This is a genomic window from Chitinophaga sp. SYP-B3965, assembly GCF_009647655.1.
Classification (GTDB): domain Bacteria; phylum Bacteroidota; class Bacteroidia; order Chitinophagales; family Chitinophagaceae; genus Chitinophaga.
This window is the reverse complement of the sequence record NZ_WJFD01000001.1, coordinates 1,755,480-1,779,778: the sequence shown is the minus strand read 5'-3', so window position 1 is coordinate 1,779,778 and position 24,299 is coordinate 1,755,480. Positions and strand designations below refer to the sequence as shown.

19 protein-coding genes are annotated in these 24,299 nt (G+C 46.0%); 9 read left to right on the top strand and 10 right to left on the bottom strand.

The window, feature by feature from the left end; all coding sequences use genetic code 11:
• Positions 1–254: 254 nt before the first annotated feature.
• The 6 genes from GFS24_RS06910 to GFS24_RS06885 form a co-directional block, all read right to left on the bottom strand.
• A complete protein-coding gene (locus tag GFS24_RS06910) occupies positions 255–1,106 on the bottom strand; it encodes a hypothetical protein (protein WP_153658844.1) in 852 nt (283 codons plus the stop codon).
• 99 nt (positions 1,107–1,205) lie between these two features.
• Positions 1,206–1,691: a hypothetical protein gene (locus GFS24_RS06905; protein WP_153658843.1), complete on the bottom strand. Its 486-nt coding sequence runs from the start codon at positions 1,689–1,691 to the stop codon at positions 1,206–1,208.
• A 170-nt stretch (positions 1,692–1,861) separates the two neighbouring features.
• Positions 1,862–5,086, bottom strand: a complete 3,225-nt coding sequence (locus GFS24_RS06900; RefSeq protein ID WP_153658842.1) for a DUF2723 domain-containing protein — start codon at positions 5,084–5,086, stop codon at positions 1,862–1,864.
• A gap of 140 nt (positions 5,087–5,226) precedes the next feature.
• Entirely contained in the window at positions 5,227–5,514 is a 288-nt protein-coding gene (locus tag GFS24_RS06895; RefSeq protein WP_153658841.1) for a putative quinol monooxygenase, read from the bottom strand.
• Positions 5,511–6,338 carry an S-adenosyl-l-methionine hydroxide adenosyltransferase family protein gene (locus GFS24_RS06890; RefSeq protein WP_153658840.1) on the bottom strand — a complete coding sequence of 276 codons (828 nt, stop codon included), beginning with the start codon at positions 6,336–6,338 and terminating at the stop codon, positions 5,511–5,513. Before GFS24_RS06890 ends, GFS24_RS06895 begins: the two co-directional genes overlap by 4 nt.
• A gap of 95 nt (positions 6,339–6,433) precedes the next feature.
• Positions 6,434–7,252: an SDR family oxidoreductase gene (locus GFS24_RS06885; RefSeq protein WP_153658839.1), complete on the bottom strand. Its 819-nt coding sequence runs from the start codon at positions 7,250–7,252 to the stop codon at positions 6,434–6,436.
• 170 nt (positions 7,253–7,422) lie between these two features.
• On the opposite strand from GFS24_RS06885, the gene GFS24_RS06880 reads away from it, so the two are divergent.
• The 3 genes from GFS24_RS06880 to GFS24_RS06870 are packed head-to-tail and all read left to right on the top strand — an operon-like array spanning position 7,423 to position 8,661.
• Positions 7,423–7,938, top strand: coding sequence for a GNAT family N-acetyltransferase (locus tag GFS24_RS06880; protein ID WP_153658838.1), 516 nt, complete (start codon positions 7,423–7,425; stop codon positions 7,936–7,938).
• A gap of 45 nt (positions 7,939–7,983) precedes the next feature.
• Positions 7,984–8,418 (top strand): SRPBCC domain-containing protein, encoded by a 435-nt coding sequence (locus GFS24_RS06875; protein WP_153658837.1) that lies wholly within the window; start codon positions 7,984–7,986, stop codon positions 8,416–8,418.
• A gap of 24 nt (positions 8,419–8,442) precedes the next feature.
• Complete coding sequence (locus GFS24_RS06870) at positions 8,443–8,661, top strand: hypothetical protein (RefSeq protein WP_153658836.1); 219 nt, start codon at positions 8,443–8,445, stop codon at positions 8,659–8,661.
• On the opposite strand, the gene GFS24_RS06865 is transcribed toward GFS24_RS06870, so the two are convergent.
• Both GFS24_RS06865 and GFS24_RS06860 read right to left on the bottom strand, forming a co-directional pair.
• Complete coding sequence (locus tag GFS24_RS06865; protein WP_153658835.1) at positions 8,650–11,889, bottom strand: M1 family aminopeptidase; 3,240 nt, start codon at positions 11,887–11,889, stop codon at positions 8,650–8,652. The genes GFS24_RS06870 and GFS24_RS06865 overlap by 12 nt on opposite strands.
• The gene (locus tag GFS24_RS06860; RefSeq protein WP_153658834.1) at positions 11,883–12,752 is read right to left on the bottom strand and encodes an ABC transporter ATP-binding protein; all 870 of its coding nucleotides are present in this window, start codon (positions 12,750–12,752) and stop codon (positions 11,883–11,885) included. Before GFS24_RS06860 ends, GFS24_RS06865 begins: the two co-directional genes overlap by 7 nt.
• Positions 12,753–12,929: 177 nt before the next feature.
• On the opposite strand from GFS24_RS06860, the gene GFS24_RS06855 reads away from it, so the two are divergent.
• The 3 genes from GFS24_RS06855 to GFS24_RS06845 are packed head-to-tail and all read left to right on the top strand — an operon-like array spanning position 12,930 to position 15,757.
• The gene (locus GFS24_RS06855) at positions 12,930–14,354 is read left to right on the top strand and encodes a sensor histidine kinase (protein WP_173002998.1); all 1,425 of its coding nucleotides are present in this window, start codon (positions 12,930–12,932) and stop codon (positions 14,352–14,354) included.
• Positions 14,329–15,027, top strand: coding sequence for a LytTR family DNA-binding domain-containing protein (locus tag GFS24_RS06850; protein ID WP_153658832.1), 699 nt, complete (start codon positions 14,329–14,331; stop codon positions 15,025–15,027). The genes GFS24_RS06855 and GFS24_RS06850 overlap by 26 nt, the downstream gene beginning before the upstream one ends.
• Position 15,028: 1 nt before the next feature.
• Positions 15,029–15,757: a hypothetical protein gene (locus GFS24_RS06845; protein WP_153658831.1), complete on the top strand. Its 729-nt coding sequence runs from the start codon at positions 15,029–15,031 to the stop codon at positions 15,755–15,757.
• Here GFS24_RS06845 and GFS24_RS06840 read toward each other — a convergent pair whose 3' ends face one another.
• Together GFS24_RS06840 and GFS24_RS06835 are read right to left on the bottom strand one after the other, a co-directional pair.
• On the bottom strand, positions 15,758–16,864 hold the full coding sequence (locus GFS24_RS06840; protein ID WP_153658830.1) for a FecR family protein: 1,107 nt from the start codon (positions 16,862–16,864) through the stop codon (positions 15,758–15,760).
• Positions 16,865–16,905: 41 nt separating this feature from the next.
• On the bottom strand, positions 16,906–17,406 hold the full coding sequence (locus GFS24_RS06835; RefSeq protein ID WP_153658829.1) for an RNA polymerase sigma factor: 501 nt from the start codon (positions 17,404–17,406) through the stop codon (positions 16,906–16,908).
• A gap of 177 nt (positions 17,407–17,583) precedes the next feature.
• Between GFS24_RS06835 and GFS24_RS06830 the strand changes: the two genes are divergently transcribed.
• From GFS24_RS06830 to GFS24_RS06820, 3 genes are read left to right on the top strand one after another with little or no spacing between them, the layout of a single operon-like run.
• Positions 17,584–21,012 carry a TonB-dependent receptor gene (locus GFS24_RS06830; RefSeq protein ID WP_173002997.1) on the top strand — a complete coding sequence of 1,143 codons (3,429 nt, stop codon included), beginning with the start codon at positions 17,584–17,586 and terminating at the stop codon, positions 21,010–21,012.
• Positions 21,013–21,019: 7 nt separating this feature from the next.
• Positions 21,020–22,696 carry a RagB/SusD family nutrient uptake outer membrane protein gene (locus tag GFS24_RS06825; protein ID WP_153658827.1) on the top strand — a complete coding sequence of 559 codons (1,677 nt, stop codon included), beginning with the start codon at positions 21,020–21,022 and terminating at the stop codon, positions 22,694–22,696.
• Position 22,697: 1 nt separating this feature from the next.
• Positions 22,698–24,299, top strand: coding sequence for an FAD-dependent oxidoreductase (locus tag GFS24_RS06820; RefSeq protein ID WP_153658826.1), 1,602 nt, complete (start codon positions 22,698–22,700; stop codon positions 24,297–24,299).

The following is a 24,299-nucleotide window of genomic DNA, read 5'->3' as shown; positions in this document are numbered from 1 at the left end:
GGTAATGAAGTAACAGGATGGAAATGAAGGATTATCAGGTAAGGAAATAACAGGATGGAAATGTTCGATGGAAATAGGGCTCCCGCTTGCGGGGGGCCTATTTTTATAATACTTACCTGAAGCACTACAATGAAAAGATTTCCACTTTTTCAGCGAGTATCTTAATCTTGCTTCCGGTTGAAGATGTCTCAATAACGTAAGATTTTAATTTAACATGATCAAATGCCCCATTCCAGCTTGTAGGAATTGGCCAGTTATTGTTTAATGTCCTCCCACTTGTGTGTATAATGTCGTTTATTATCAAAACCAACATATTCCAGCTTTAATACCGGAGTTATATTTCCATCCACAACATTTGTATTCACAAAACTGAAGAACTTCAAATTTTTTAACTCCTGAATGAACTTTATTGAAGCCATCGGTCCACAGTCACCTAAGATCAATTTCTCTAACTTCTTAAGTTTGGCTAACACGGATTCATAATTAACTAATTTCCTGCAATAATCAAAAACAACTACTTTAAGGTGGGATGATAACGATTCCAATCCTTCCAGATTTTCCAGTTTTGATAAATAATGACCTTCAAAATGATTCAACGATTGCAGCGTTTCAATCCCTTTAAAAGATTCAATATTAGACTCAGTGATATGAAGATATTCTAATGCCTTACATCCGGCAATCACTGTAAAATCTTTTGACTTTGGCTTAAACTTCCATATACTCAGGCGTTTTATCTGATTCAAACTATCCAGTCCTGTAATTTTGTTATTCCAGTCAATAGAGCCTTCTTCCAGGTATTTGAATTTAGATAGATCAACAGGCTGCTTCCCATTGGAAAGGGACAAATATTTTAAATTAGTTAAATAATGAACACCTGATATTTCAATTAAGTCGTCTGTAATTGATATTTCTGTAATAAAATCATATGCCTTCAAAAAGTTCACGTTATCAAGTTTATATCCATCATAACTATGCATAAAAACCCTTGATATTTCATTGTCCAAAGCATATTTCATGCACTCTTCTATTCTATCCGATTCAATAGCTAATGCTAACCCTTTTTCCGAAGGGATTACCCTGAACCCATCAATTATTTGTATTCCCATACCTTACATTTTTAGTTCTTTTTCTTTGCTGCTGCCTGTGCTGCTTTTTTAGCATCTTCTTCCTCATATTTTTTCCCCGGAGAAGCTCTTTGGTTATAGTTATTTGTGCTTTTGTGGCCCCTGTTTCCCTGAGCATCCACATCGGAGATAGGTGATGGTAGCCCGCTCAGTTGGATCCAGATATGGTTTATTGAAATTGTTAACACCGTTGTTATACTGAGAACGCTCTTCATCCGGTAATCCTAAAGTAGTTCTTGTAACAGCTCCTCCGCAGTTTAAGCTCCAGCCCAGCCCTGTGTTGGAAGCCAGTTCATTTACACGGATGCCGTTTGAACTATAGTTCAGGGAAACCGGAAAGGAGATGAAACGGGAGGCCACATTAGCTATCGGGATCATCACGGTAGGCGCGCCAACAGACAAATTTACACTTACATCTCCTCCTTTGTTGATGGCAGCCGCCTCAGAAGGAGCAGGCAATATGGATTTGCTGTTAAAGTTCAATTCCTGGTCGTCGACAGGTGGCGTCATCATTAGCTGCTGTTGCTTTTGCTGCTTTTTTTGGGCAAAACCGACTTGTGCTATCATAAAAAAGCAGGCAAGAAGAAGGGACTTGGGTAAACAAGAAGAATGCATAGGTATATCGTATACGGGTTATTACATATTGGATACTAAAATAGTGAAAATCATAAATTTTACAGCATTAATTCCTGTAATAAAAAAAGCCCCTCAGTTTTTAGCTGAGGGGCTTTTTTTATCTATTTCTTACTCGTATCAGGCACCGTACTGATCTGCAGGTTACCTTCCTGCTGCTTCAGCGAATCCTTAGCGCCACTGAAATCAACTTTGAATTGTTTCAGCATCATTAAGAACTGCTCTGCGCGGCGGGAATCATCCTGCAGGTCATTTGTAAAGAGCCTTGCAGGTAGGCTGCGGTAGTAACGCATCTGTTGCTCAAGGTCTTTGGTAAGCTCGGCAGAGATCTTATCTGCTTTCTGAGAATTGCCGGCTATATAATAAGCATATACTATTTCCATGCTCCAGAGGTTATGCATATTACCCGGAGAGGTCATAGCATAAGGCATATTACCTGGCAGGAATACAGAATCCTGTCTATCTAATACTTCCAGCGCTTTCTCTTTCTTACCTTCTTTCACCAATGCAACACCCAGTTTGGTATAAGCATTCCGAACGCTTTGCAGCATACGGCGGTTAGGTTCATCAAAGTAAACACCAGCAATGTCCACACTGCCATACACGAATTTCTCCATGAGGTTAGTGTACATCTTGCGGGTTTGCACCTGGTCATTCAGACCCGGCAGCATTTCATCAGAAGGTAATCTGCGTGTAGGCACCAGGCGATAGGTAAGCCCTTCCACCTGCAGGAATTCATTGAATCCAAGATCAACCGGACTGGTGAAATAGATAGGCCGTTTAAAGGCGTTGGCTGCAATAATATCATATACGGCGAGGTCATTCTTGAAGACCGCCGTTTTTTGCTTAGGTATTACGATCGGCATCTGTGGCATGATGCGGCCGCTATCCTGGATATCCACCGTACCATTTTTCACCACTTCCTGTACATCTACCGGTACAAAGAAGTTCTGTGTAGGGAGGTAGTTCACTCTTTCGCCATTCTGTAAAGGTATCTTGGCACCTTCGTTATCTTCTCCAACAAACTGGAGTACTTCTTTCAGGTTGAAGAAACTGTTCTGCGGGATCTTACCATTATCATAGTACATCACGTAGTTACGATTTTCTCCACGGTATTTCTCAGGGCCAAGGATCATGTCAATACCCGGGCTTTGGTTCACCGCTTTGCGTTGCTGATCAATGTACCAGTCAACCCCTAAGAGGCTTAGGTTGATCACGCGGATGTCCGGCCGGATGCCTTCCACCTCTTGTGCATACCAGAGCGGGTAAGTATCGTTATCACCCACTGTGAAGAGGATGGCATTTTTATCGCAGGATTCCAGGTAATCACGGGCTACGTCGCGGGCAATCACTTTCTTGGAACGATCGTGATCATCCCATCCCTGCTGCGCCATCAGTAATGGCACCCCAACGAGGCTCAGACCAATGGCAACCGGTGCGGCAATAGCTTTTTGTTTCTTGGCAATGAAGTTATAGATGCTCAATACACCTAAACCGATCCAGATAGCAAACGCGTAGAAGGAGCCCACAAAGGCGTAATCCCGTTCACGCGGCTGGTTACCAGCCTGGTTGAGGTATACTACGATCGCTAAACCTGTGAAGAGGAAGAGCAGCCCTACAATGATGGCATCCCTTCTGTGGCGGTTATAATGGAAGAAGAATCCGAACAGCCCCAGGATAAGCGGGAGGAAGAAGAAGGTATTATGTGCTTTATTGTTCTTGAGGCTGTCTGGCATTTCAGACTGGTCTCCATATAATACATTATCTATGGGGGCTACACCGGAGATGGTATTACCATCACGGGGATTACCAAAACCCTGTACATCATTTTGTTTACCAATGAAGTTCCAGCCAAAGTAACGCAGGTACATGAAGCTTACCTGGTATTTTAAGAAGAAGTAAACGTTGTCTCCGAAAGTAGGTGCTTCACCATCTTTCAATCCCAGGAATGCCTTGTAATAATCGGCATGGCCCTGGTCATTGCTGGCATCCCATACACGGGGGAACAGCATTTTATCTTTGGCGGCATATACCGGTACCTGTTTTTTACCAACAACAACATATTCTTTATTGCCACGGGCATACAGGTTGCCTTGTTCCTCATAAGATTCAGGGCGGGCGGTGAACACCTGGCCGTACACTAATGGGAAGTCGCCATATTGCTCACGACCGAGATAACCTACCAGGGAAACCGGGTTGTCCACATTGTACATATCCACGGAAGGGTTGGCAGAAGAGCGCACCATAGTGGTTACGTAAGTGGAATAACCCATCAGCAGGAACAGGATGCAGGAATTGGCCAGCTGTGAAAAGTGCCGCAGTTTCTGTTCATTCAGTTCAATACCGAACAGTTTGATGAGGTAAGGAACGAGCAATACACCAGCAGCCACAACTATGCGGAAGATCATCAGGGTAGCGTTATCTCCGCCTGCAAATGCAGGGATCACGATAACGGAGCTCACGAGGATCAGCGGGCCATACCATCCATACTTAGGTTTGTAGTAGCTGAATATCAGCAAAGCAATGATGGCTATAAAATAGAAAGCGAAACCGGAGAAGAAAGGCATGCTCAGGCTGTTCACAAAGAACACGTCCATCATACCGGATGCCTTGATGGTATCTTGGATAATGAACTTCTGTACCATACCGGTGAGTACGCAACCTAATACAAATGCCCAGAAAGTACCGGCATTGGTAGGGTTTTTACTGCGTTTGTAGTAATAGATCATCACCATGGCGGGGATGGTGAGGAGGTTCAGTAAGTGCACCCCGATGGAAAGGCCCATCATATAAGCGATGAAAACGATCCAGCGGTCGCCGTACTTCGTATCTGCCTCATGTTCCCATTTGAGCATGGCCCAGAATACAAGGGCGGTGAAGAGGGAGGAAAATGCGTACACCTCACCTTCCACGGCGGAGAACCAGAAAGAATCAGAGAAAGTATATGCCAAACCACCTACTACGCCGGCGCCCATTACAGCCAGCATTTGCTGGTTGGTGAGTTCTTCTCCTGTTTTGGAGAACATGCGGCGTGCAAAGTGGGTAATGGTCCAGAATAAGAACAGGATGGTGAAACCACTGGCCAGGGCGCTCATGGTATTTACACCCAGGGCTGCTTCAGAAGGAGAGAAGGGAAGGGTAAAGAGCCTGCCCAGCAATACGAATAAAGGAGCTCCCGGAGGGTGAGGTACCTGTACCCTATAGGCCGCGGAAATGAACTCGCCGCAATCCCACAGGCTTCCCGTGGCTTCCATGGTCATTAAATATACACAGCAGGCAATAAAACACACGATCCAGCCTGTTATGTTATTAATCCGGTTAAAATTCATAAGGTTGTTTTAGATAATTCCGACAAAAATAGAAAAAGTAACCAATTAAGCTAATGTGAACAACAGTTTTAACTTTTTATAAATATTTTAACAATTGGATAGATGAGGGCCTTTGGGAGAGACGACAGTAAATCAGGGTGTTACGGAGTTCTGTTTTCCAGGCTCCAGGCTTCCGGTTTTCCGGTAAACCAGCCTTTGATGGCCGTCCAGATGTCCGCAAACATCTCAGAGTGCCGGTATACGTCCAGCGCCTCGATGTTTTCCCAGTGGCTGTAGGTGAAATATACCCCGATATGGGTTTTGTCTTTCCAGAGTTCCAGGTGGGTACAACCGGGAAAATGGCGGATATCTGCCTGGCGCTCAGCAAAAAGCAGTTCAAAGGCAGCCGTTTGTGCGGGGTCGAAGGTCAGTTTCACGATCCGGATCATTGTTCAAAGATGATTTTCACGGTTTGGTAAAAGGACAGCTGCTGGTAAACGCCCTGTTGCAGCTGGTCCCTCCGGAAGCCCTGCAGGCCAAAAAGCCCGGCGGCATTTCCCTTGTTCACGGCTATTTCGAGATACCCTGCGGCGTTAAAGAGCGCCAGTTTCTGTCCTTCCGCCACATCTGCATAGGTTTCACTGATCTGGGTGATCATTTCATCCCTGCGGAAGAAGATGGCGAATTTGCGCCCTTGCTGCTGGGCTATGAATTGTTCCCGGGTGATGTTCACCACCACGTTCTCAAAGTTGTCGATGTGAATGATCTGCCCTTCAATATAATCTTCTCCGGTGAGTGGCTGCAGGTTGTTCTTTTCCACCAGCGTTGCGGCGGCAGGGCCTACCTGTTCCATAGAAACGCCCTTCATCATTTGAGCAATGGCCAGGGCCATTACCTTCACCATGTTTAGCGTGTGTTTGCTTTCGCCGGGTATCAGGGGCAGGCGTACTACTTCGGCCGGTTTTTCCCCGGCTATCATGGTAACGATGCCGTTATCCGCACAGCAGATGAACTGGTTGTTGTGGCGGGCCATCAACAGGTAATCCGCTTTACGGTCAAACAGGTTGTTCAGTACCAGGTGAAAGGTGCCTTCCGGGAAATATTTAAAAGCGCTGCGGCAGATATAAGTGGCCTGCGGCAGGTTGAAGGGAGAGATGTGATGAGAGATGTCCACCACCTGAGCATCCGCACAGTGTTGCAGCAGCAGGCCCTTAATGGCGCCTGCGAGGTAATCCTGCAAACCGATATCGGATGTTAGTGTGATAATGGGCATGTTATAGTTTGGGCGCTAAAACCCACAAGGGTATTGCAAATCCTGTGCAAAGAAAGTCATTTTCACTGAGAGTAGGAGAATGTGGAAAGTAAAAATTATACACTTTTTAAAGGGGAGCCCGGTTCCTTTTTAAAGTGATTGAACACCAGCTTATCTGCAAGGCCAGGGAAAAGCTTGCTCAGCAGTACCGTGATCTTACCCTGAGAAGTAAGCACCAGGCTGCGTTTGCGTTTTAATATAGCCTTGAGCGTATGCTGTGCTACAGTCTCCGCACTCATCAGCTGGTCCTCATTTAAAGGTGTTTCTTTTTGGGACAACCCGCTTTTATCAAGCGCCGTATTACGGATATTGGAGGATGTAAAGCCCGGGCAGATCCACATCACATTAACGCCTGTATGTAAGTTCTCTGTGCGTAAAGCTTCGAGGAATCCCTGCATGGCAAACTTGGAGGCGGAATAACCTGTTCTGCCGGGTAAACCCCTGTAACCTGCTATGGAGGAGATGCCGGCCACTGTACCTTTATTCGCTAAGATAGAAGGGAAAGCATATTTAGTACAATACACCGTTCCCCAGAAATTAATATCCACCAGTGTTTTCAGCACTTCCACTTCAGCATCATGGAACAAAGCGCGCATGCTGATACCTGCATTATTGATCAGCACATCTATCTTCCCGAACTTTGCCAGTGCGCTTTCAATGAAGGCTTTACAATCTGCTTCTTTACTTACATCAGCCGGGAAGGTATGCAGGGCAGGTGTATTGAGTTCCTGCTGAAGGGCATCCAGGGTATCCTGCTTGCGGCCGCATACCGCTACATTGGCGCCGGCCTGTAAGAATGCAATAGCCAAAGCCTTGCCAATGCCGGACGTAGCGCCGGTGATCACAACCGTTTTATGCTGAAAGGAATTTTGCATGGCGCAAAAATAGCCAGATTTGTTGTTATATTTGCATTTCATGGACATTGCCTGACATACCCTCTCTGCCTGCTTCTAACGGCTCGCCTTTCACTTTAACATGGAGAGGGTTACCCCCCATTCTTACAGATATACATATTAAACGGGAAATCCCAGGTAAATTATTTTAAATGAAACCTAACGTCATTACTGTACAACAGGAAACGAAAGTTGACCGAAAATTTGTTTTTGAAGTTCACAAGCTGGCATTTAAACGGGAAGAGGAAGCGATTCTGGTAGATCGTTTACGCATAAGCCCTGCCTATATTCCAGCCCTTTCACTCGTAGCTATTATTGAGGACCACATTGTAGGGCATATCCTTTTTACAGAAATTAAGATTGATAAAAGGGATGTGCATGCGCTGGCGCTTGCACCCATTTCAGTACTGCCGGCTTTTCAAAACCAGGGGATAGGCGGTTTGCTGATCAGAGAAGGTCTTTCAAAGGCGGCAGAGACCGGATATGGTGCCGTGATCGTATTGGGGCATGAGCACTATTATCCGAAGTTTGGATTTGTGCCTGCTTCCAAGTGGCATATAACAGCACCGTTCGATGTGCCGGATAATTTTTTTATGGGGATGGAGTTGTTCCCTGGGGCATTGGATGGGGTTTCAGGGGAGGTAGAATATGCACCGGAATTTTATTAAGGTGCGGTTTTTGTACTAAGTAATTCCTCATTAATACTAAACACCATGTTGCAGGATTTCGTAGTCACCAAAGCGCTTGATATCAATGCTCCCGTTTCCAAAGTGTGGAATTTTATCACCACTCCGGAAGGCATTAAAGAATACCTGTTTGGCACCAATGCCATCAGTGAATGGAAAGTAGGCAGCCTGATCCGTTTTGTAGGAGTGTATGAAGGTAAATCTTATGAAGACAGAGGCACGATTGAAGTGTTTGATGAAGAGAAAGTGTTTGAGTATACTTATTACAGCAGCTTCAGTGGTGTGCCGGACCAGGCAGAGAATTACACGGTAGTAAGAATGGAACTGGAACCTACAGAAGAGGGCACCCGTTTAAAAGTAAAACACAGCAATTTTCCTACGGAAACTGCTTATCAGAATAACGAGAAGCAGTGGGATATTGTACTGGATATTATTAAAGATAAAACAGAAGAGCGCAATTAGCGCTCTTCTGATATTAGGAGGATTATGATGAAGAACTACAGGATTGTAATTGGAAGCCCGGTTGCTTATAAAGAATTAACGGCCGAAATTGTTATTAATGGTAAATATGTTGCATTAATACAAAAGGAAGAAGGAGATGATAAAATGATTATTGAGCTTTATGAAAAACCAGCTGATACAAAGATCTATTTCGATGATCTTATAGCTGCACTTCAGGAGGCTAAAGAAGAATTACTGAAATAACTCTAAAACCTTCATATTATCCTCCCGGTTCTTCTCCAATCGTAATACATCCGGATCAACCACTACCTTTGCGGGTTTATCTTTTACGATGATACGCGTTTGATCTCCTTCATACACTATCTTTCCGGCTGCATCATACAATGCAATGCCCAGCTTTTCTCCGGGTGCGTTGCTCTTCACCTGCAATATCACTTCATATTCACCGGAAGGTAATTGTTTCATACTGGCTTTACCTAAACTGAAATCATAGAGGAACAATGTTTCCCACCAGCGGTGTATCAATTCCTTTTGATAAGGCGTGGCAGCCGCATAGAAGGCAGAGAGAAGATCATTGGTGGTAGCACGTGTATGCATATTCAACAAGCTCCGCAATGCCGCGTTTATAGTATCAGTCCCTATTTCCACCATCATCGCCTGCATCACAATGCTTCCTTTCTGATAATGCACATAACCTTCCGTGCGGCTGTCTTTCAAAGGTGTTTCCTTATTACCCCGGGAAGAGATGTAAACGTTATGCTCAATGAGATGGTAATCCCTGAGCCAGTCTTTACCTTGCAACTGCTCCGTCATGATGGCTTCGGAATAATTGGCGAGTGTTTCTGTCAGCACTTTACTTCCGGGTATACCAACCGGTTCCAGTTGGTAAGCCCACCATTGATGTGCTACTTCATGCGCGGTAACAGAAGTGGCATAGTCCATCTTCTTGAGATCAGTACCGAATATGTAGTTCTCCCGAAGGAATACAATACCCGGATAAGCAGTGCCTGCACCAGGGTAATGTGGTATTTCTACCAAACGCAAGGTTTTATATTGATAAGGACTAAATATCTTACTATAAGTTGCAAGGGATTGCAAAGCAGAAGCTAACACAGCAGGCACATTCTGTTCATGATAATAATAAATTTCAACCCCATTCACCTGCTTTGAAAAGAACTTACCGGAAGCCAATGCAAACATAAATGCAATAGGCTGTTCTGTTTTGTAATGAAAATATTTCCGCCCGTTCTGTTCCCATTTTTTTAACAATGTGCCAACAGTCAGGGCAGTCTGATCCACCGCAGTGCCGATGGTAGTTTCGTATTGTATCCAGCTATAATGCCGCGTGCTGTCATCCTGCTCTATATCATACTCTTTCGTTAAACCGAGAGAAGGCGCATAACCGATGTAAGGGACATTTTTTTCCAGCTCAATGTAAGCACTGTTTTCCTGCACGGAGTTCTCCGGGTTGTAGTCAGTAAAGGCAGATGTGGATGTTTCTATGGCAAAAGAGAGTTCAATAGAATCCCCCGGCTGCAAAGGTTGTTGTAACCTGAACCGCTGCATTTTATAGTATTCATCGTTGGCCAGTAATTGCGCACCAGGGATGGAAATCGTGATACTGCTTACGCCCGGAGTAATACCTGTTAGTATTTCAGGGATGGTAGTTCTAGTCTTGTTCAGCAATTGGTAAGTACCTTTTACAGTATACCTTTTCTCCGCAGGATATAATTCAACGAAGGTTTTAACCGCTGTTATTTCAGGTTGTGGTAATGAGGAATAACGCATGTACTTCTCGCGGTATACATTGCCCCAGTTTTCATCTGAACGCGGTGTCTGATAAAAAATATAACCGGCTGTGAGCAACGCCAATGCACCAGCAGCATAACGCCAGATCCCCGCAACCAGTAAAGCAATACAAACACCCAGCAGCATATACCAATGGAAGGCCGCTTTATGATGGCCCCATCCGTTCAGCGCATCATACCGCAGTTTGAAAGGTGTAACAAAGTGCCACAGCGGATGTTTAAGTCCGAAGTTATCTCCTTCCAGCAGGATGTACAAGAGTATAGCACATAGTACCAGGCCGATGTATTTATTAGGGACACGCTGTTGTACGGCCAGAAATAGTATCCCGAAGATGATCATCGGAACACCGCTATAATAATAGAGGGAGAGGTAAACTCCCGGTTCATAATTTGTATACCCCACAGTGGTTTGCATGATGATAGAACACACAATATTCACCGTGACCAGCACCACCACGATAGTGATCATCGTGAGGCATTTAGAGAGGAACAATACCCGGCGTGGCGCTGCAGTAGCATCTATCAGATCATGGATGCGTGCATTCTTATCGCGCCAGATAATATCTGCAGCATAGTAGAGTAATACGAGCACTAACACATGTGTTTCCCGCAGTTTCGCCGCTATTTCCCCGGTGTAGGGAATGAAGCGCATACCAAACATCCCTCTCAGGATGGTCTGGTAAAATTCCATGCCTACCATGAAAAGCCAGAGCAGCACCATGATCAGGAACGGCACACTTTTCAGCACGCTTTTGATGCCCAGCCGCCAGGATGCCAGAAGAACCGAATAATTATTTTCAGTTACGGCAACTGCTGCATACGGAATACCCGGAGGGTTATAAACAACGAACTTCCTGACTTTTGCTGATGCAGAAAAAGAAGCAAAGGTAAAACGGAAATAAGTGAACGTGAGCAGCAGCAGGGAAACCAACATCCAAAACACCCTGTTGGCCATGAAATGAAGATCAGGCACAATAGTCAGCGTATTCATCTCAACCTCCGTCCAGCTTTTGGTTTGTGCTAATAGTGGCACAAAGCCAAAGGGATCTGCTAAGGCATACAGCAAGGTATGCTCCGTACCCGTAGGAGAGGCACCCGCTAACATCGGGGAATTACCTGCCAGCGAAGCCACAAAGTACAGGATATACAAAAGCACACCACCCGTATATACTGCCGCCACGCTACGGAAGAGGATAGCGATCATGAACAGGCAGGCAGCGCTGAAGAGCAGGTTAGGGATACCTATCAGGCACAACGCCTGAAAATAATACAACACCTGCACCGGCCCGCCCGGTTTCACCATGCCGCCTATGATCATGCCAATGATACTGGCCAGTAAAATACTCAACCCCGCTATCATCAGCCCGGAAAAACGCGTACCCAGATAAGTGTGTTTTTTAATACCGGTAGCATAGATGATCTCCTGCATCCGGTATTCACTATCACGCAGCACCGCGCTGGCACAGAGGATGGTCATGGCAAACAAGGCAGTGATGCTTACGAGGCATAGTATAAAATGGATGGCATAAGGCCCGTTGTTCCATACCAATGGCCCGCCAATACTACCTTGTGTGACGGCGAATCCCAGCACACCAAAGAACAGCACAGCGAAGAGGAACAGTTTCCTTTTATATTGATAGGTCCATTCAAATAAGATCAGCATGGGATAGCAGTTTTGGCGTAACCATAACGTTCAGAGAAATAAACATCTTCGAGAGAAGCGGCAGCAGGAGAGAAGCCTTCTCCGGGATCATCATCTGCATATACATGCAGCAATGTTCTCCCGGATACCATCCTTGCTGTGATAACGGGATAAGCTTTTTCATACACAGGTAGTTCTATTTTTGCGATGGTCTTCTTCCATACTTTACCTTTCAGCGATGCAATCAGCTCATCAGGTACCCCTTCCTGTATCACTTTGCCATGGCCCAGTATAGCCATACGCGGACAAAGCTCTTTTACATCTTCCACAATATGCGTGGAGAGGATCACAACAACCTGTTCACCTATTTCGCCCAGCAGGTTATGAAAGCGGTTGCGTTCCTCCGGGTCCAGGCCTGCGGTAGGTTCATCTGCAATGATCAGTTGAGGATTACCAAGCAGTGCCTGTGCAATTCCAAACCGCTGTTTCATACCGCCGGAATAAGTGCTCACGGCCTTGCGCCGCACGTTGTATAAGTTGGTCAATTCCAGCAGGGATAAGATCTGCGCCCTGCGTTCTCCTTTGTTGTGGATGCCTTTGAGAATAGCAATATGCTGCAACAGATCATACGCAGAGATGCCCGGGTACACACCGAATTCCTGCGGCAGAAAACCCAGTTGCTTTTTATCAACTGTCCCACCGTTAAAGGTAATGGTGCCGCTATCCGGCAATTGCAAGGTGGCAATGGTACGCATCAGCGTACTCTTTCCTGCACCGTTAGGGCCCAGCAGGCCAAACATGCCGCGTGGAATGCTGAGGGTGATGTTGTCCATCGCTTTCACACCGGTGGAATAAGTTTTGGTCAGGTGTTGTATCTCCAGCATTTTTTTAATGGCAAGCTACCGGTACAATGCTCCGCCGGAAAGTAAAAATGATCAAAGCACGCAGGCGCATGATGAAACGTTCAAATGAAAATCTGAGACCTTCATCACCCGAATGAGCGCCTTTGGCATTTATTTTTGCTCAACCCACCCGCAGGGCTTATTTTCAATGAAATGAATATGAAACGGGACACCTGGGTATACGGAGTAGTGGTGATCTGGGCTGCCATCTGGTTCGCTACCACCTGGCAACAGTATCTTTCTTCGCTAGCTTACTACGCATTGCTTCTCCTGCCAATAATGGCGTTTACATGGTTCAGGCAGGAGTTAAAAGCAAAACTGGCATGGTGGTTATACATAACGGCCTGGTTAACTGTTTTTGCAGGTTATGGTTTGCTCATCACTACGCTTACAGGTGGGAATACAGAAATAGCCACCGTATTCATTGTCTGCTGCTGCCAGGACCTTGTACTGGAAGCCAACGTATATCATTTTAAAGGCCTGAGCAAGATCAACCTGGATGCTGCCATCCTGCTGGGTATGGTATTGCTCACCGGGCTGGGCTCCGCCATGGCAGTGTCCGGCATCGGTGATCCCCGCTTTGATAACAATGGACTGTTACTGATAGGTGGCGTGTTCTCGCCGGCAAAGATTATAAACAGCTTCGCGCTCTTTCTGGGTTTCTGGTTGCAGTTCTTCCTGCTTTGGTTCACCGGTTTTATTATCTACTACCTGAATCATTATTTCCTGGTGCCGCGTTTGCTGAAAGAACGGGGCATTGTATATTATGCCGCAGGGGCAGCAGGCACAGTGGCAATATTGTATCCTGTGCTGGCACAGCTCATTATCTGGCTGCCATTTAATAAACGTTTCCAGATCGTCAGCAGCCAGGCCTTTGATGCGGAAAATGCCTGGGCAGTATTTGCTGTGCTCATTGGCACGCTGCCGGTGATAGTGGCTATTCACTGGTTCCGCCAGCATAGCAGGATAGCCTCACTGGAAAAGCAACAGGTACAGGCGGAACTGGATGTTCTCAAACAGCAGATCAATCCGCATTTCTTCTTCAATACTTTAAACAATCTCTATGCTTTAAGTCTCACCCGTTCCGCCAAAACACCGGAAGTGATCTTACAGCTTTCTGAACTGATGCGTTATGTGATCTATGAAGGACAGAAGGACCTGGTGACACTCAGTGCGGAAGTAAAATACATGGAAGACTACCTGCACCTGCAAAAGATCCGCATGCATAAATACGTAGATGTACAACTGGATCATGAAGGCTATGATCCTTCGCTGCAAATAGCCCCGCTCTTGCTGATCATCTTAATTGAGAACGCCTTCAAACATGGAGTGGAGCCGGCAGAAGGGGCATCCTTCCTGCACATAAAACTGCAAACTAAAAAAGATGAAGTATATTTCAGCTGCAAAAACTCCGTAGAACCATCTGGAAAAGAAACGGAAAAAGGGATAGGACTGGAAAACCTGCGCCGCAGGTTGGAACTGTTATATCCCGGCAGCCATACATTGCACACAGAAACAGATGGCCATACATTTTTCGCTTCCTTAAAATTACAACTGCATGCCGCTGCAAGCCCTCATCATTGACGACGAACCACTTGCCCACGAAGTGATCAGCCTGTATGCAAAGGACATTCCCTTCCTGCAAATTACCGGGCATTGCTACCAGGCCACAGAAGCCCTGGAATACCTCAGCAGGAACAACGTAGACCTCCTCTTCCTGGATATACAATTACCCCGCATCAAAGGCCTCGATCTCTTAAAGATCCTGAAGAGAAAACCACTGGTGATCATCACCTCCGCATTCGGAGAATTTGCACTGGAAAGTTTTGAACTGGATGTTTGCGATTACCTCTTAAAACCTTTTTCCTTCGAACGTTTCCTCAAAGCCGTAACGAAGGCGATGGAACAACACCGCCTGCAGCAACCCGTAGAAACACCCATAGAGAAGGCCACACCAGATCAGCTATTCATCAAAACAGATAAACGTTTTGTACAACTGGAGATGAAGGATATCTTCTACCTGGAAAGCGCCGGTAATTATGTGAAGATCTGGACGAAAGATGAATTCCTGCTCACCCCCCGCACGCTCACCAGTTTTGAAGAACAATTACCGGCCGGGGATTTTATCCGCATCCATAAATCGTTTATTGTAAATAAGCAACATGTAGATTATCTTGAGGGCAACATGGTGGTATTGAAGAATGGTAAAACATTGCTGGTGGGGAAGAATTACAAGAATGCTTTTAAGCTGATCTAAGATGAAACGTTCCGGTCTTTTAATGGTACTGGTTGTGGCCGTAGCCCTGGTATTAACAGGTTTGCGGTTTTTCCTGTTTGCTAAAAAAGAAGTAGCGCATTACACCAGCAAACCCTACCAGCGGGATGAAATGAAATATTTTCTTGAAATAGCGCCTGAAAATGGTAAAGTAATTATCAAATGGAATAAGGATATTAAAGTGCAGATACTCCCCGGCGCATCCCCTAAAGACTCCGCACACGTAAAGGCGATCATACAGGAGCTTATCCCCATACTGGGAAAAATAAAAATTTCCCTGGTGCCTGCCAATGGTAACCTCACCGTTAATTTTGTAAAGAGCGAAGAAGAATACAAGAAAATGGCGAATGGCATCTTCGATGAAGGATCTCCTAAAGGATATGCACAGCCGGATTTTAATAAGTTTAGAACACGAATAGAATCTGTAGCTATCGTAATCAGCCCATTGGCAATGGGAGTTGTAAGAGGAGAGGTAATAAGACATGAGTTTGGACATGCTTTAGGATTCTGGGAACATTCCAAAAGCTTTTATAATGAACCCAACCTGATGGGGAGAAAGAGTTTTAAAGATATAGAAAGTGCTATGAAGTGGAGAGATTCTCCGCACTTTACAAGATTAGACAAAGGAGCACTGGCCATTCTTTACAATGATAACATGCCTGTTGCCATTTCACATGCTGAACTGATGAAAGGGATCGATACTACAAAGTGATCACTTAAAATGCAACACCCTTCCCTTAAAATAATAATTCACCTCCGCAGTAGCCGTGAGGTTATCTAAGAACTCCTGCAAGGGCTGCTGTTTCTTAATGATCCCGGTAAAACATTTCTTACCCACAGTCTCATTATCAAATACCACTTCCATATCATAACAACGCTGCAGGATCTGAGAGATCTCCAGCACCGGCGTATTATAGAACACATATTGTCCCTTCATCCAGGAGAGCACCCTGCGCTCTTCAAATGCCTGCACCTGTATCGTTTCACCCGTTGAAACCATGCCCTGGAACCCCGGTTTCAACCCCACTGTTTCTGTAGGCGTGCGCATATTAACACCACCTTCCACCAGCGCTACTTTCACCACACCCGGATCATAGGAATTGATATTGAAAGCAGTGCCCAATACATGCACATCTGCACCAGGCAGGTGCACAATAAATGGCCTGGCAGCATCTTTGGCCACTTGCAGGTAAGCTTCTCCATTCACTTCTATCTCCCGTGTATCACCCGTGAAATGAACAGGGAACCGTGCGGTAGTAGCGGAGTTCAGCCATAAGGTGGAACTGTCTGAAAGCCTTACCTGGTAATCCATGCCGGCAGGTACAGTGATGGTGCTCCATTGTGTGCTCTGGCCACCTTCATAACTTAATACCTTCCCGTTATTATGCAATTTCGCATCTCCTGCAACAATCGCCTCATGCCCGGCTGCAGAAAGATCGATCGTTTCACCGTTATCCATTTTCAGGAGCACGGATTTAGGAGCCACTGATATAACAGCAGGGGCTGCTTTCTGTAAATTGAAATAGACTAATAAGCCCACAACAGCTGCTGCTGCGGCGGAAGCAAATCCTATATATCTTCTTCTCTTTGATCGTTTCAGTTGTTGTTGTAATGACTCCCATTCTTGCCCGGTATTCAGCCGCTCCATCACCTGCAAACCATCTCCTGAAACAAAGAGAGCCTGCATTTCATCCCATAGTTCCTGCACACGTTTATCCTCCGTAATGAGCCGCTGTAGCAGCAGCTCATCTTCCGGACCAATCTGATTGTCCAGCTTTTCTATCATCAGGCTCCTTATTTCTTCAACGTTGTGCTTCATATCTTCTTATTAGACTATTAATCCGGCAACCGGGTGACAGATCAGTGTATTTTTCCTCTTAAAAACTTCAGGGCACGGGATAAAACGGTTTTCACCGTATTAATGCTCACGCCTACTTCCATGGCCACATCATTGCGGCTCTTCTTCTCCATATAGTATAACTGGAATATCCTGGCTGTTTTAGGGGGCAGGTTCCGTATGGCCTGTAACAAATTTTCCGTTCGCTGCAGCGTTGCGGGGTCTTCTTCTTCCGTTTCTTTCACCAGGGCGGACAAGGAATACTGATAACCTATTTCTTTCTGCTCCCGGCTTTTGCTGGCCTTCAGTAAATTGAGGCAACGGTTGCGAACACTTTGGGTGAGGTAAGCTTTCACTGATACGATCTCTGCTATGTCATGTTTATGCCACAGATCAATAAAGATCTCCTGCACCACATCCTTTGCTTCCTGTTCATCACGAAGCAAATAAAAAGCCTCCATTACAAGCCTCCTGTAATGGGTGGAAAATATTTCGCTAAATGCATTCGGATCCTGGTTGGACATATGGTGGAATCAGTTCTGCAAACCTAAATAAAAAAAATCTTGAAAATCGTAACAAAAAATTGTCACCCCTTTTGTACCTCTGTTGTCTATAGCTCATATTTCACGTACTTGAAAAATTGATCGTTTATGCCGGGTAACGCACCACGTCCCTTACTTGTTTTTATTTTACTATGTATCATGTCTTTCTCCGCGCGTGCCCAGGCACTGCCGGAAAAGCTCTCCCTGCAGGTCAGGAATGTAACCTTAAAAGAGGTCTTTAACCAGATCACCGCCAAAACAGGGTACGACCTGTTCTATAGCAACCAGCAGATCAATGATCAGCAAAAGGTGACGGTGAACATGAAGGACGCCACAGTGCAGGAGGTATTGAAAACCGTGCTGGGAGAGAAGTTCACCTGGCGGGAAAAAGACAAGATCATCCACATCAGAAAAAAGGAGGACGCCTCTCCGGACAGCCTACCCAGCCCGTCCAAACCAATTGATTCATCCATTGTATCTATAAAAGGAAAAATAACGGATCTCAAAGGGGAGGGGCTTCCAGGAGCTTCCATCAAATTAAAGGGAACAGATAAAGGGACGGTGACCAATGAGAACGGGGTATTCAGCATACCAGATCCCACCAGGGGGAAAGGTACGCTGGAGGTATCTTTCATCGGTTTTCAAAGCAGGGAAGTACTGATAAAGGATCGGACGGTGATTAACATTAACCTTACCGGAGAAGGTTCTACGTTAAATGATGTAGTAGTGATAGGATACGGTTCTGTAAGAAAGAAAGATGTTACAGCGTCTGTGTCTTCCATTAACAAAGAGGCGATGTCTGAGCGGACATTATTCTCCCTGGCAGATGCCATGAAAGGTAAAGCAGCAGGTGTGCAGATCACGCAGAATGATGGTACACCCGGCTCTGAGAGCACCATCCGCATCCGTGGCGCCAGCTCTATCAGCGGCGGCAGCACGCCCTTGTATGTGATTGATGGCGTGATGCAGGATGATGCCAATAACATCAACCCCGGTGATATTGAATCTATTGAAATACTAAAAGATGCATCCGGTACGGCCATCTATGGTGCACGTGGCGCGAATGGCGTGATCATGATCACCACCAAAACCGGTAAAGCAGGGAAAACCAGGTTGGAATTATATGCCAACACCGGTTTCCAGAAACCGGGCCACCTGGTAGGTTTGATGGATGCTTCACAATATGCGCATGCGCGTTTCCTCGCTTCGTCTTATACCTATACACCGGCAGATGCCACAGACCCCAATAAGCCCGCTGCATCACTGGTGGGGTATACTTACTACAGAGATTCTCCACTGGGCACACCGGGCGGTTTCTGGGGCGTAGGCACGGATAACACATACCACGACTGGCAAAAATATAACAGCCCGGATTCCATTAACACGGATTGGCAAAATGCCATGTTCCAGAACAGCGCCATACAGGAATACCGCATTAACGTTTCAGGCGGTTCAAAGGATACCAAATTCTCCTTTAGCGGCGGTTACCTGGACCAGGGCGGATTGATCGTGTACAGCGGTTATAATAGGTATAACGGGCGTTTTAATTTTCAGCAGAAACTGGCGCCTTCCGTAAACCTTACCAGTAATATCTCCACCAGCCGCACAGAGATAGATGGTTATATAACGGGTTCCATGAATGGCGGCGTGGCCTCCAATAATGTGATCACCAGCATGTTTCACCAGCCGCCAGTTAAACCACTTACTTTTTCAGATGTAGAGGATAACGAAGGGGTAGACGGATACATCACTACCAACCCTTATTCACTGGCGCAGAAAGTAACCAACAGTCGTTACAATACAGAATGGATCACACGCCTGGCGCTGGATTGGACCATCAGCAAGAATTTCACTTTCAGAACAACCGGAAATTATTCTACTAACAACACTAATACAGACGCCTATTATCCCAAATATACTTCTGCAGGTGCCAAGTTTGGCGGGCGCGCAGTGCTGGCCCGCGGAGCCATCACCCGGTTCATGAATGAGAACCTCTTATACTATAAAGGGAAAGTGGGTAAGGACCATAGTTTTAATGTAATGGGCGGTGCCATATTCGAAACGAATAAGAACAGCATCATTACAGCAGAAAACCAGCATTATGATATAGAGATCCTGGGGCCATACGGCCTGGGAAATGGTACTGTTCCTGTTATCCCTACCTATAGCATTACCAAATGGGCCATGGCCTCTTTTCTCGGAAGAGCCGAATACAATTATAAAGAAAGATACATGGCCACGTTAACCATGCGCGGTGATGGATCTTCCCGTTTTTCCAGGAATAATAAATGGGGTTATTTCCCTTCTGCAGCTGTTGCATGGAGAGCCTCGGAAGAAAAGTTTCTGCGTAATGTACATGCGGTGAGCAACCTGAAATTCCGTGCCAGCCTTGGTCAGAGTGGTAACACGTCCATTCCTTCCTATCTCACTTTATCTACGATCGCTAATTATTTTTCGCCGATGGATGGCACTACACCAGACTATGGTGTAGTGGTGGAAAGACCGGAGAACGCAGATCTGAAATGGGAAACCACGACACAGTTCAATGGCGGTGTAGACCTTGGGTTATGGAACGACCAGGTGAGCATCACGGCAGACTGGTACGTGAAGAGAACGAAGGACCTGCTGATCCGCCAGGTAACACCGGGGTACAGCGGTTACAGAAGTTCCTGGACCAATCTCGGTTCCATACAGAACAGCGGTCTGGAAGTGAACGTAAGCGCACGCCTCATCACCCGGAAAGAATTCGGCTGGAACATAGATGCGAACATTGGTTTCAACCGGAGCAAAGCCATTGAAATAGGTCCGGACCTGAGTCTTGATCCCGCCGTAGTATCAGGTATCGGCACCACTGCTATTATCCGCAACGGGCAACCTATCGGCCAATGGTTTGGTTACGAAACGAACGGCATCTTTCAAAACCAGGCAGAGATAGATGCATCCGGCTTAACGGTGATCAACGGACAAGCCATCAGTAAAATACGCCCGGGTACACGGAAATTTATTGATCAGAACGGAGACAAGATCATCAATGCAAATGACCGTGTCATCTTAGGACAGGGCCAGCCCGCCTTTTCCGGTGGCCTTACTAACACCTTCCGCTATAAAGGTTTTGATCTCAACATTGTGGTGCAATACAGCTACGGCAACAAACTGTATAATGCCAACAGGGTAGCGCTGGAAGCAGGCAGAAGTGATAATAATATGTCCAGCGGCTCCGCCAGCAGCTGGTGGCCTTCTTTATACGACATGAATAGCGGCGCCCTGGTGGAGAAAGGAAATCCCAATAATACCTACCGCATGCCGGGCAGTCCGGAAGAACTGCTGATGTTATCAGACTGGATAGAAGACGGCAGTTTTGTACGCCTGAGTGATGTAACCCTCTCTTATGATTTTCCTGCCCGCAGGTGGGGTGCATTCACGCTTTTCTTGAGCGGCAAAAATCTGCTGATCAGCACAAAATATTCCGGTTACGATCCTGAAGTGAATACACGGCAGGGTGGCTTCGGCGATCTGATGCCATCACTTGATTTTGCATCCTATCCACGTTCAAGGGTATTCTCATTTGGTTTTAAAGCTCAATTCTAAATTAATTATGAGATCAGCAACCTATCTTATACTCGCGCTCCTGTTACTTTCTTCCTGCGAGAAGTTCCTGGAAGAGAAACCGGAAACACAATACACCACAGATAACTTTTTTGTAGATAAAACTACACTGGATGCAGGCATCGTAGGCATGTATTCTTCCGCTAAAGACCTCTTTGGCGTATATACCAACACGCCGCTGTTCATGACAGAGCTTGGCACAGATGAAGCCATGTTCAAAGGTACCTCCGGCGTACGATTCAATTTCGACCGCTATACTTTCTCCGTCAGCGAAGGATCTGTTTACGAATACTGGATCAGGCATTACGAGATAGCAGCAAGGGCAAACACGATCATTGCCGCTGCCGCTAAAGTACAAACCATCACAGAAGCAGACCGTAATGAGATCACCGGGGAAGCCCGTTTCATCCGCGCTTTCGTGTATTTCCGGCTCGTGCAGGCTTTCGGAGAGGTCCCCATGATAGAACAGCCTATCACCGGTAAGTTTGATTATGGCCTGCCCAGAAGGCCCATTAAAGATGTCTATGATTTTATCCTGGCAGACCTCGAATTTGCTGCAAAGGAAAACATACTCACACGTAATAAAACAAACAACGGCCATGCTAACCAGTGGGCGGCTAAAACCCTCCTGGGTAAAGTATACCTTACCATGGCCTCCGCGAAAGAAGCAGGTAAGGTACCTGGTTACCAGGACCTCGCTTCAGACCTGTACACCAAAGCATGGGAAGTATTAAAAGATGTGAAAGACAATAGTGGTGCAGACCTGCTGCCGGTGTATGGGGATGTGTTTAAGATAGAGAACAAGAACGTGAACATAGAATCACTCTTTGAATTACAATTCAGTTCCGTAGTGCCTTATGGTACACAATGGACCAAAGAGTATGGCATGCCTTATACCGGAGGCACCGTGAACGGTAACCCGCTATATTATACCAACTCGATGGCAGGTGTTACCAACCTGGTGTACGTGCCCAAGTTCTATACCTACTACAAAAAAGCACTGAAGGACCCGGATTATGATAAAAGAAGGGTGTGGAACCTCACAGATTCCATGATCAATGTGGCCAATAATGCCCCTTCTAAATTAACGTATAACTGGACCAGCCCTTACACCCCGGATTCCTATAACCAAACCATTATGGGCCGCTGTGGTGTAACGAAATACAGGTGGGGCAATTCCTGGAACACTACTTCGCAATACCTCTATTCCAATTGTCCAAATAATGTGATCGTACTTCGTTTTGCAGATGTATTGCTCATGTTTGCAGAAGCGGATTATAAAAAGAATGGGGTGATCTCTGCAGAAGGGCTTTCTGCCATCAACAGGGTGAGGCAACGTGCCCGCGGGCTGAATGCGAATGGAACGCCGGTAACGGAAGCAACAACACCCACCTTCAAAAACTACACGGCCGCCAATATTACCATAGACGAAATATTAATGGAACGCGCAAGGGAACTCTGCTTTGAATTCCAACGCTGGTTTGATCTGGCACGCACCGGAAAGTTTGAAACATTCCTGGCGCTTACAAGGTCTCCCACTGATACAAAGATCGTGAATACCAGCACGAGCTTTGATCCGGAGAAAAATTATTTATTCCCTATACCACAATCTGAATTAGACCTCTCAACTAACAAAGCAAACTTTAAACAAAACCCGAATTACTAATATGAAAAGAAGGACTTTATTGAGACTGGCCATATTGGTCATGCTGCCATTTTTTGCCCAGGCACAAACTGGTAAACAGTATGATGTAGTGGTATATGGCGGTACTGCATCCGGTGTAATGGCTGCCATCACCGCCGCCCGCGATGGCCTCAGCGTAGCATTGATAGAACCGAAACAACACTTGGGTGGCATGGTAACGGGCGGTCTTTCCGCTACAGACCTTGGCCGTAAGGAAGTAATAGGAGGGTATGCGAAAGAATTGTATTACCGCTGTGGAAAATATTATGGTTTAACGGATACGCTGGCATGGTTCCCGGAACCACAGGTGGCGGAAAAAGCGTTGAACGATATGGTGAGGGAAGCAAAAGTGACCGTTTTCCTGAAGCACCGGCTGAAAGAAAAAGGTGGTGTGAAAATGAAAGCAGGTAAGATCGCAACTATCGTCATGGAGAATGGTGCTTCCTTTGAAGGCAAGGTATTTATTGATGCCAGCTATGAAGGAGACCTGATGGCTTTTTCCGGTGCCAGCTACACTGTAGGCCGGGAAGCACAAAGCCTGTATAATGAATATTCTGCCGGTATCAGGGAAGGCTCCGGCCACAGAAGCGCGTACGATGAAAAAGGTAAATTACTACCCGGCATCCTGGCCAAACGCCCGGGTGCAGTAGGAGATGGCGACAGGAAAACACAAGCATATAATTTCAGGCTCTCTCTCACCAATGAAAAGAACAACAAGGTACCTTATCCTAAACCGGCTAATTATGATCCGGCCCGTTATATAGAGCTGTACCAGTCTACACTGGATGCTATTAAAACATTGGGTGCAGATTCTGCTGCTAAAAAGATGTTCCCCGGTCCCGGAAAAGTGCCCAATGGAAAAGTAGATCTGAACACAGCGGATTACATTGGCGGTAACTGGGATTACCCGGACGGCTCTTACAAAAGAAGAGCAGAGATCTGGCAGGACCATATTGAGTATGTACAAGGTTACATGTATTTCCTGGCCAACGATCCGCGTTTACCGGAAGCATACCGGAATGGCATCAATGAATATGGTTTATCGAAAGATGAATTTAAGGATAATAAGAACTGGCCCTATGAACTGTATGTGCGCGAAGCACGCCGCATGACGGGAGACTGGGTGATGATCCAGCGGGATGTAGTGGAGGAATTGCAGAAGCCTGACCCCATTGGTTTAGGTTCTTATGGGCTGGATGTGCACCGCGTACAGGGTTATGCAGATGAAAAAGGCATCCTGAAATATGAAGGCGGCACGCAACGCACAGAACCGGAAAGGATGAAACACATTCCTTACCAGATCCCTTACCGCGCGTTATTGCCTAAGAAAAAAGAAGTATCCAACTTACTGGTAACGGTATGTATCTCCGTAAGCCATGTGGTATACGCCAGCATCCGGATGGAGCCGCAGTATATGATCATGGGGCAGGCAGCAGGCGCCGCTGCCGTGTTAGCGGTGAAAGAGAATAAAGCTGTGCAGGATGTAGATACAAAAGTATTGGGCAATAAACTGATAGCACAAGGCGCTAAACTGTCATCAAAAATAAAAGCTGTCAGTGATCTGCCAGCCAGCTTAAGAGACTAA

Excerpts from the sequence above, each read along its gene's own strand:
- GFS24_RS06905 (WP_153658843.1), bottom strand. The coding sequence starts at position 1,691 with ATGATAGCACAAGTCGGTTTTGCCCAAAAAAAGCAGCAAAAGCAACAG.
- GFS24_RS06885 (WP_153658839.1), bottom strand. The coding sequence starts at position 7,252 with ATGCAAAATTCCTTTCAGCATAAAACGGTTGTGATCACCGGCGCTACG.
- GFS24_RS06900 (WP_153658842.1), bottom strand. The coding sequence starts at position 5,086 with ATGAATTTTAACCGGATTAATAACATAACAGGCTGGATCGTGTGTTTT.
- GFS24_RS06860 (WP_153658834.1), bottom strand. The coding sequence starts at position 12,752 with ATGCTGGAGATACAACACCTGACCAAAACTTATTCCACCGGTGTGAAA.
- GFS24_RS06855 (WP_173002998.1), top strand. The coding sequence starts at position 12,930 with ATGAAACGGGACACCTGGGTATACGGAGTAGTGGTGATCTGGGCTGCC.
- GFS24_RS06835 (WP_153658829.1), bottom strand. The coding sequence starts at position 17,406 with ATGTCCAACCAGGATCCGAATGCATTTAGCGAAATATTTTCCACCCAT.
- GFS24_RS06870 (WP_153658836.1), top strand. The coding sequence starts at position 8,443 with ATGATGAAGAACTACAGGATTGTAATTGGAAGCCCGGTTGCTTATAAA.
- GFS24_RS06895 (WP_153658841.1), bottom strand. The coding sequence starts at position 5,514 with ATGATCCGGATCGTGAAACTGACCTTCGACCCCGCACAAACGGCTGCC.
- GFS24_RS06845 (WP_153658831.1), top strand. The coding sequence starts at position 15,029 with ATGAAACGTTCCGGTCTTTTAATGGTACTGGTTGTGGCCGTAGCCCTG.
- GFS24_RS06875 (WP_153658837.1), top strand. The coding sequence starts at position 7,984 with ATGTTGCAGGATTTCGTAGTCACCAAAGCGCTTGATATCAATGCTCCC.
- GFS24_RS06880 (WP_153658838.1), top strand. The coding sequence starts at position 7,423 with ATGAAACCTAACGTCATTACTGTACAACAGGAAACGAAAGTTGACCGA.
- GFS24_RS06840 (WP_153658830.1), bottom strand. The coding sequence starts at position 16,864 with ATGAAGCACAACGTTGAAGAAATAAGGAGCCTGATGATAGAAAAGCTG.
- GFS24_RS06825 (WP_153658827.1), top strand. The coding sequence starts at position 21,020 with ATGAGATCAGCAACCTATCTTATACTCGCGCTCCTGTTACTTTCTTCC.
- GFS24_RS06910 (WP_153658844.1), bottom strand. The coding sequence starts at position 1,106 with ATGGGAATACAAATAATTGATGGGTTCAGGGTAATCCCTTCGGAAAAA.
- GFS24_RS06890 (WP_153658840.1), bottom strand. The coding sequence starts at position 6,338 with ATGCCCATTATCACACTAACATCCGATATCGGTTTGCAGGATTACCTC.
- GFS24_RS06820 (WP_153658826.1), top strand. The coding sequence starts at position 22,698 with ATGAAAAGAAGGACTTTATTGAGACTGGCCATATTGGTCATGCTGCCA.
- GFS24_RS06865 (WP_153658835.1), bottom strand. The coding sequence starts at position 11,889 with ATGCTGATCTTATTTGAATGGACCTATCAATATAAAAGGAAACTGTTC.
- GFS24_RS06850 (WP_153658832.1), top strand. The coding sequence starts at position 14,329 with ATGCCGCTGCAAGCCCTCATCATTGACGACGAACCACTTGCCCACGAA.
- GFS24_RS06830 (WP_173002997.1), top strand. The coding sequence starts at position 17,584 with ATGTCTTTCTCCGCGCGTGCCCAGGCACTGCCGGAAAAGCTCTCCCTG.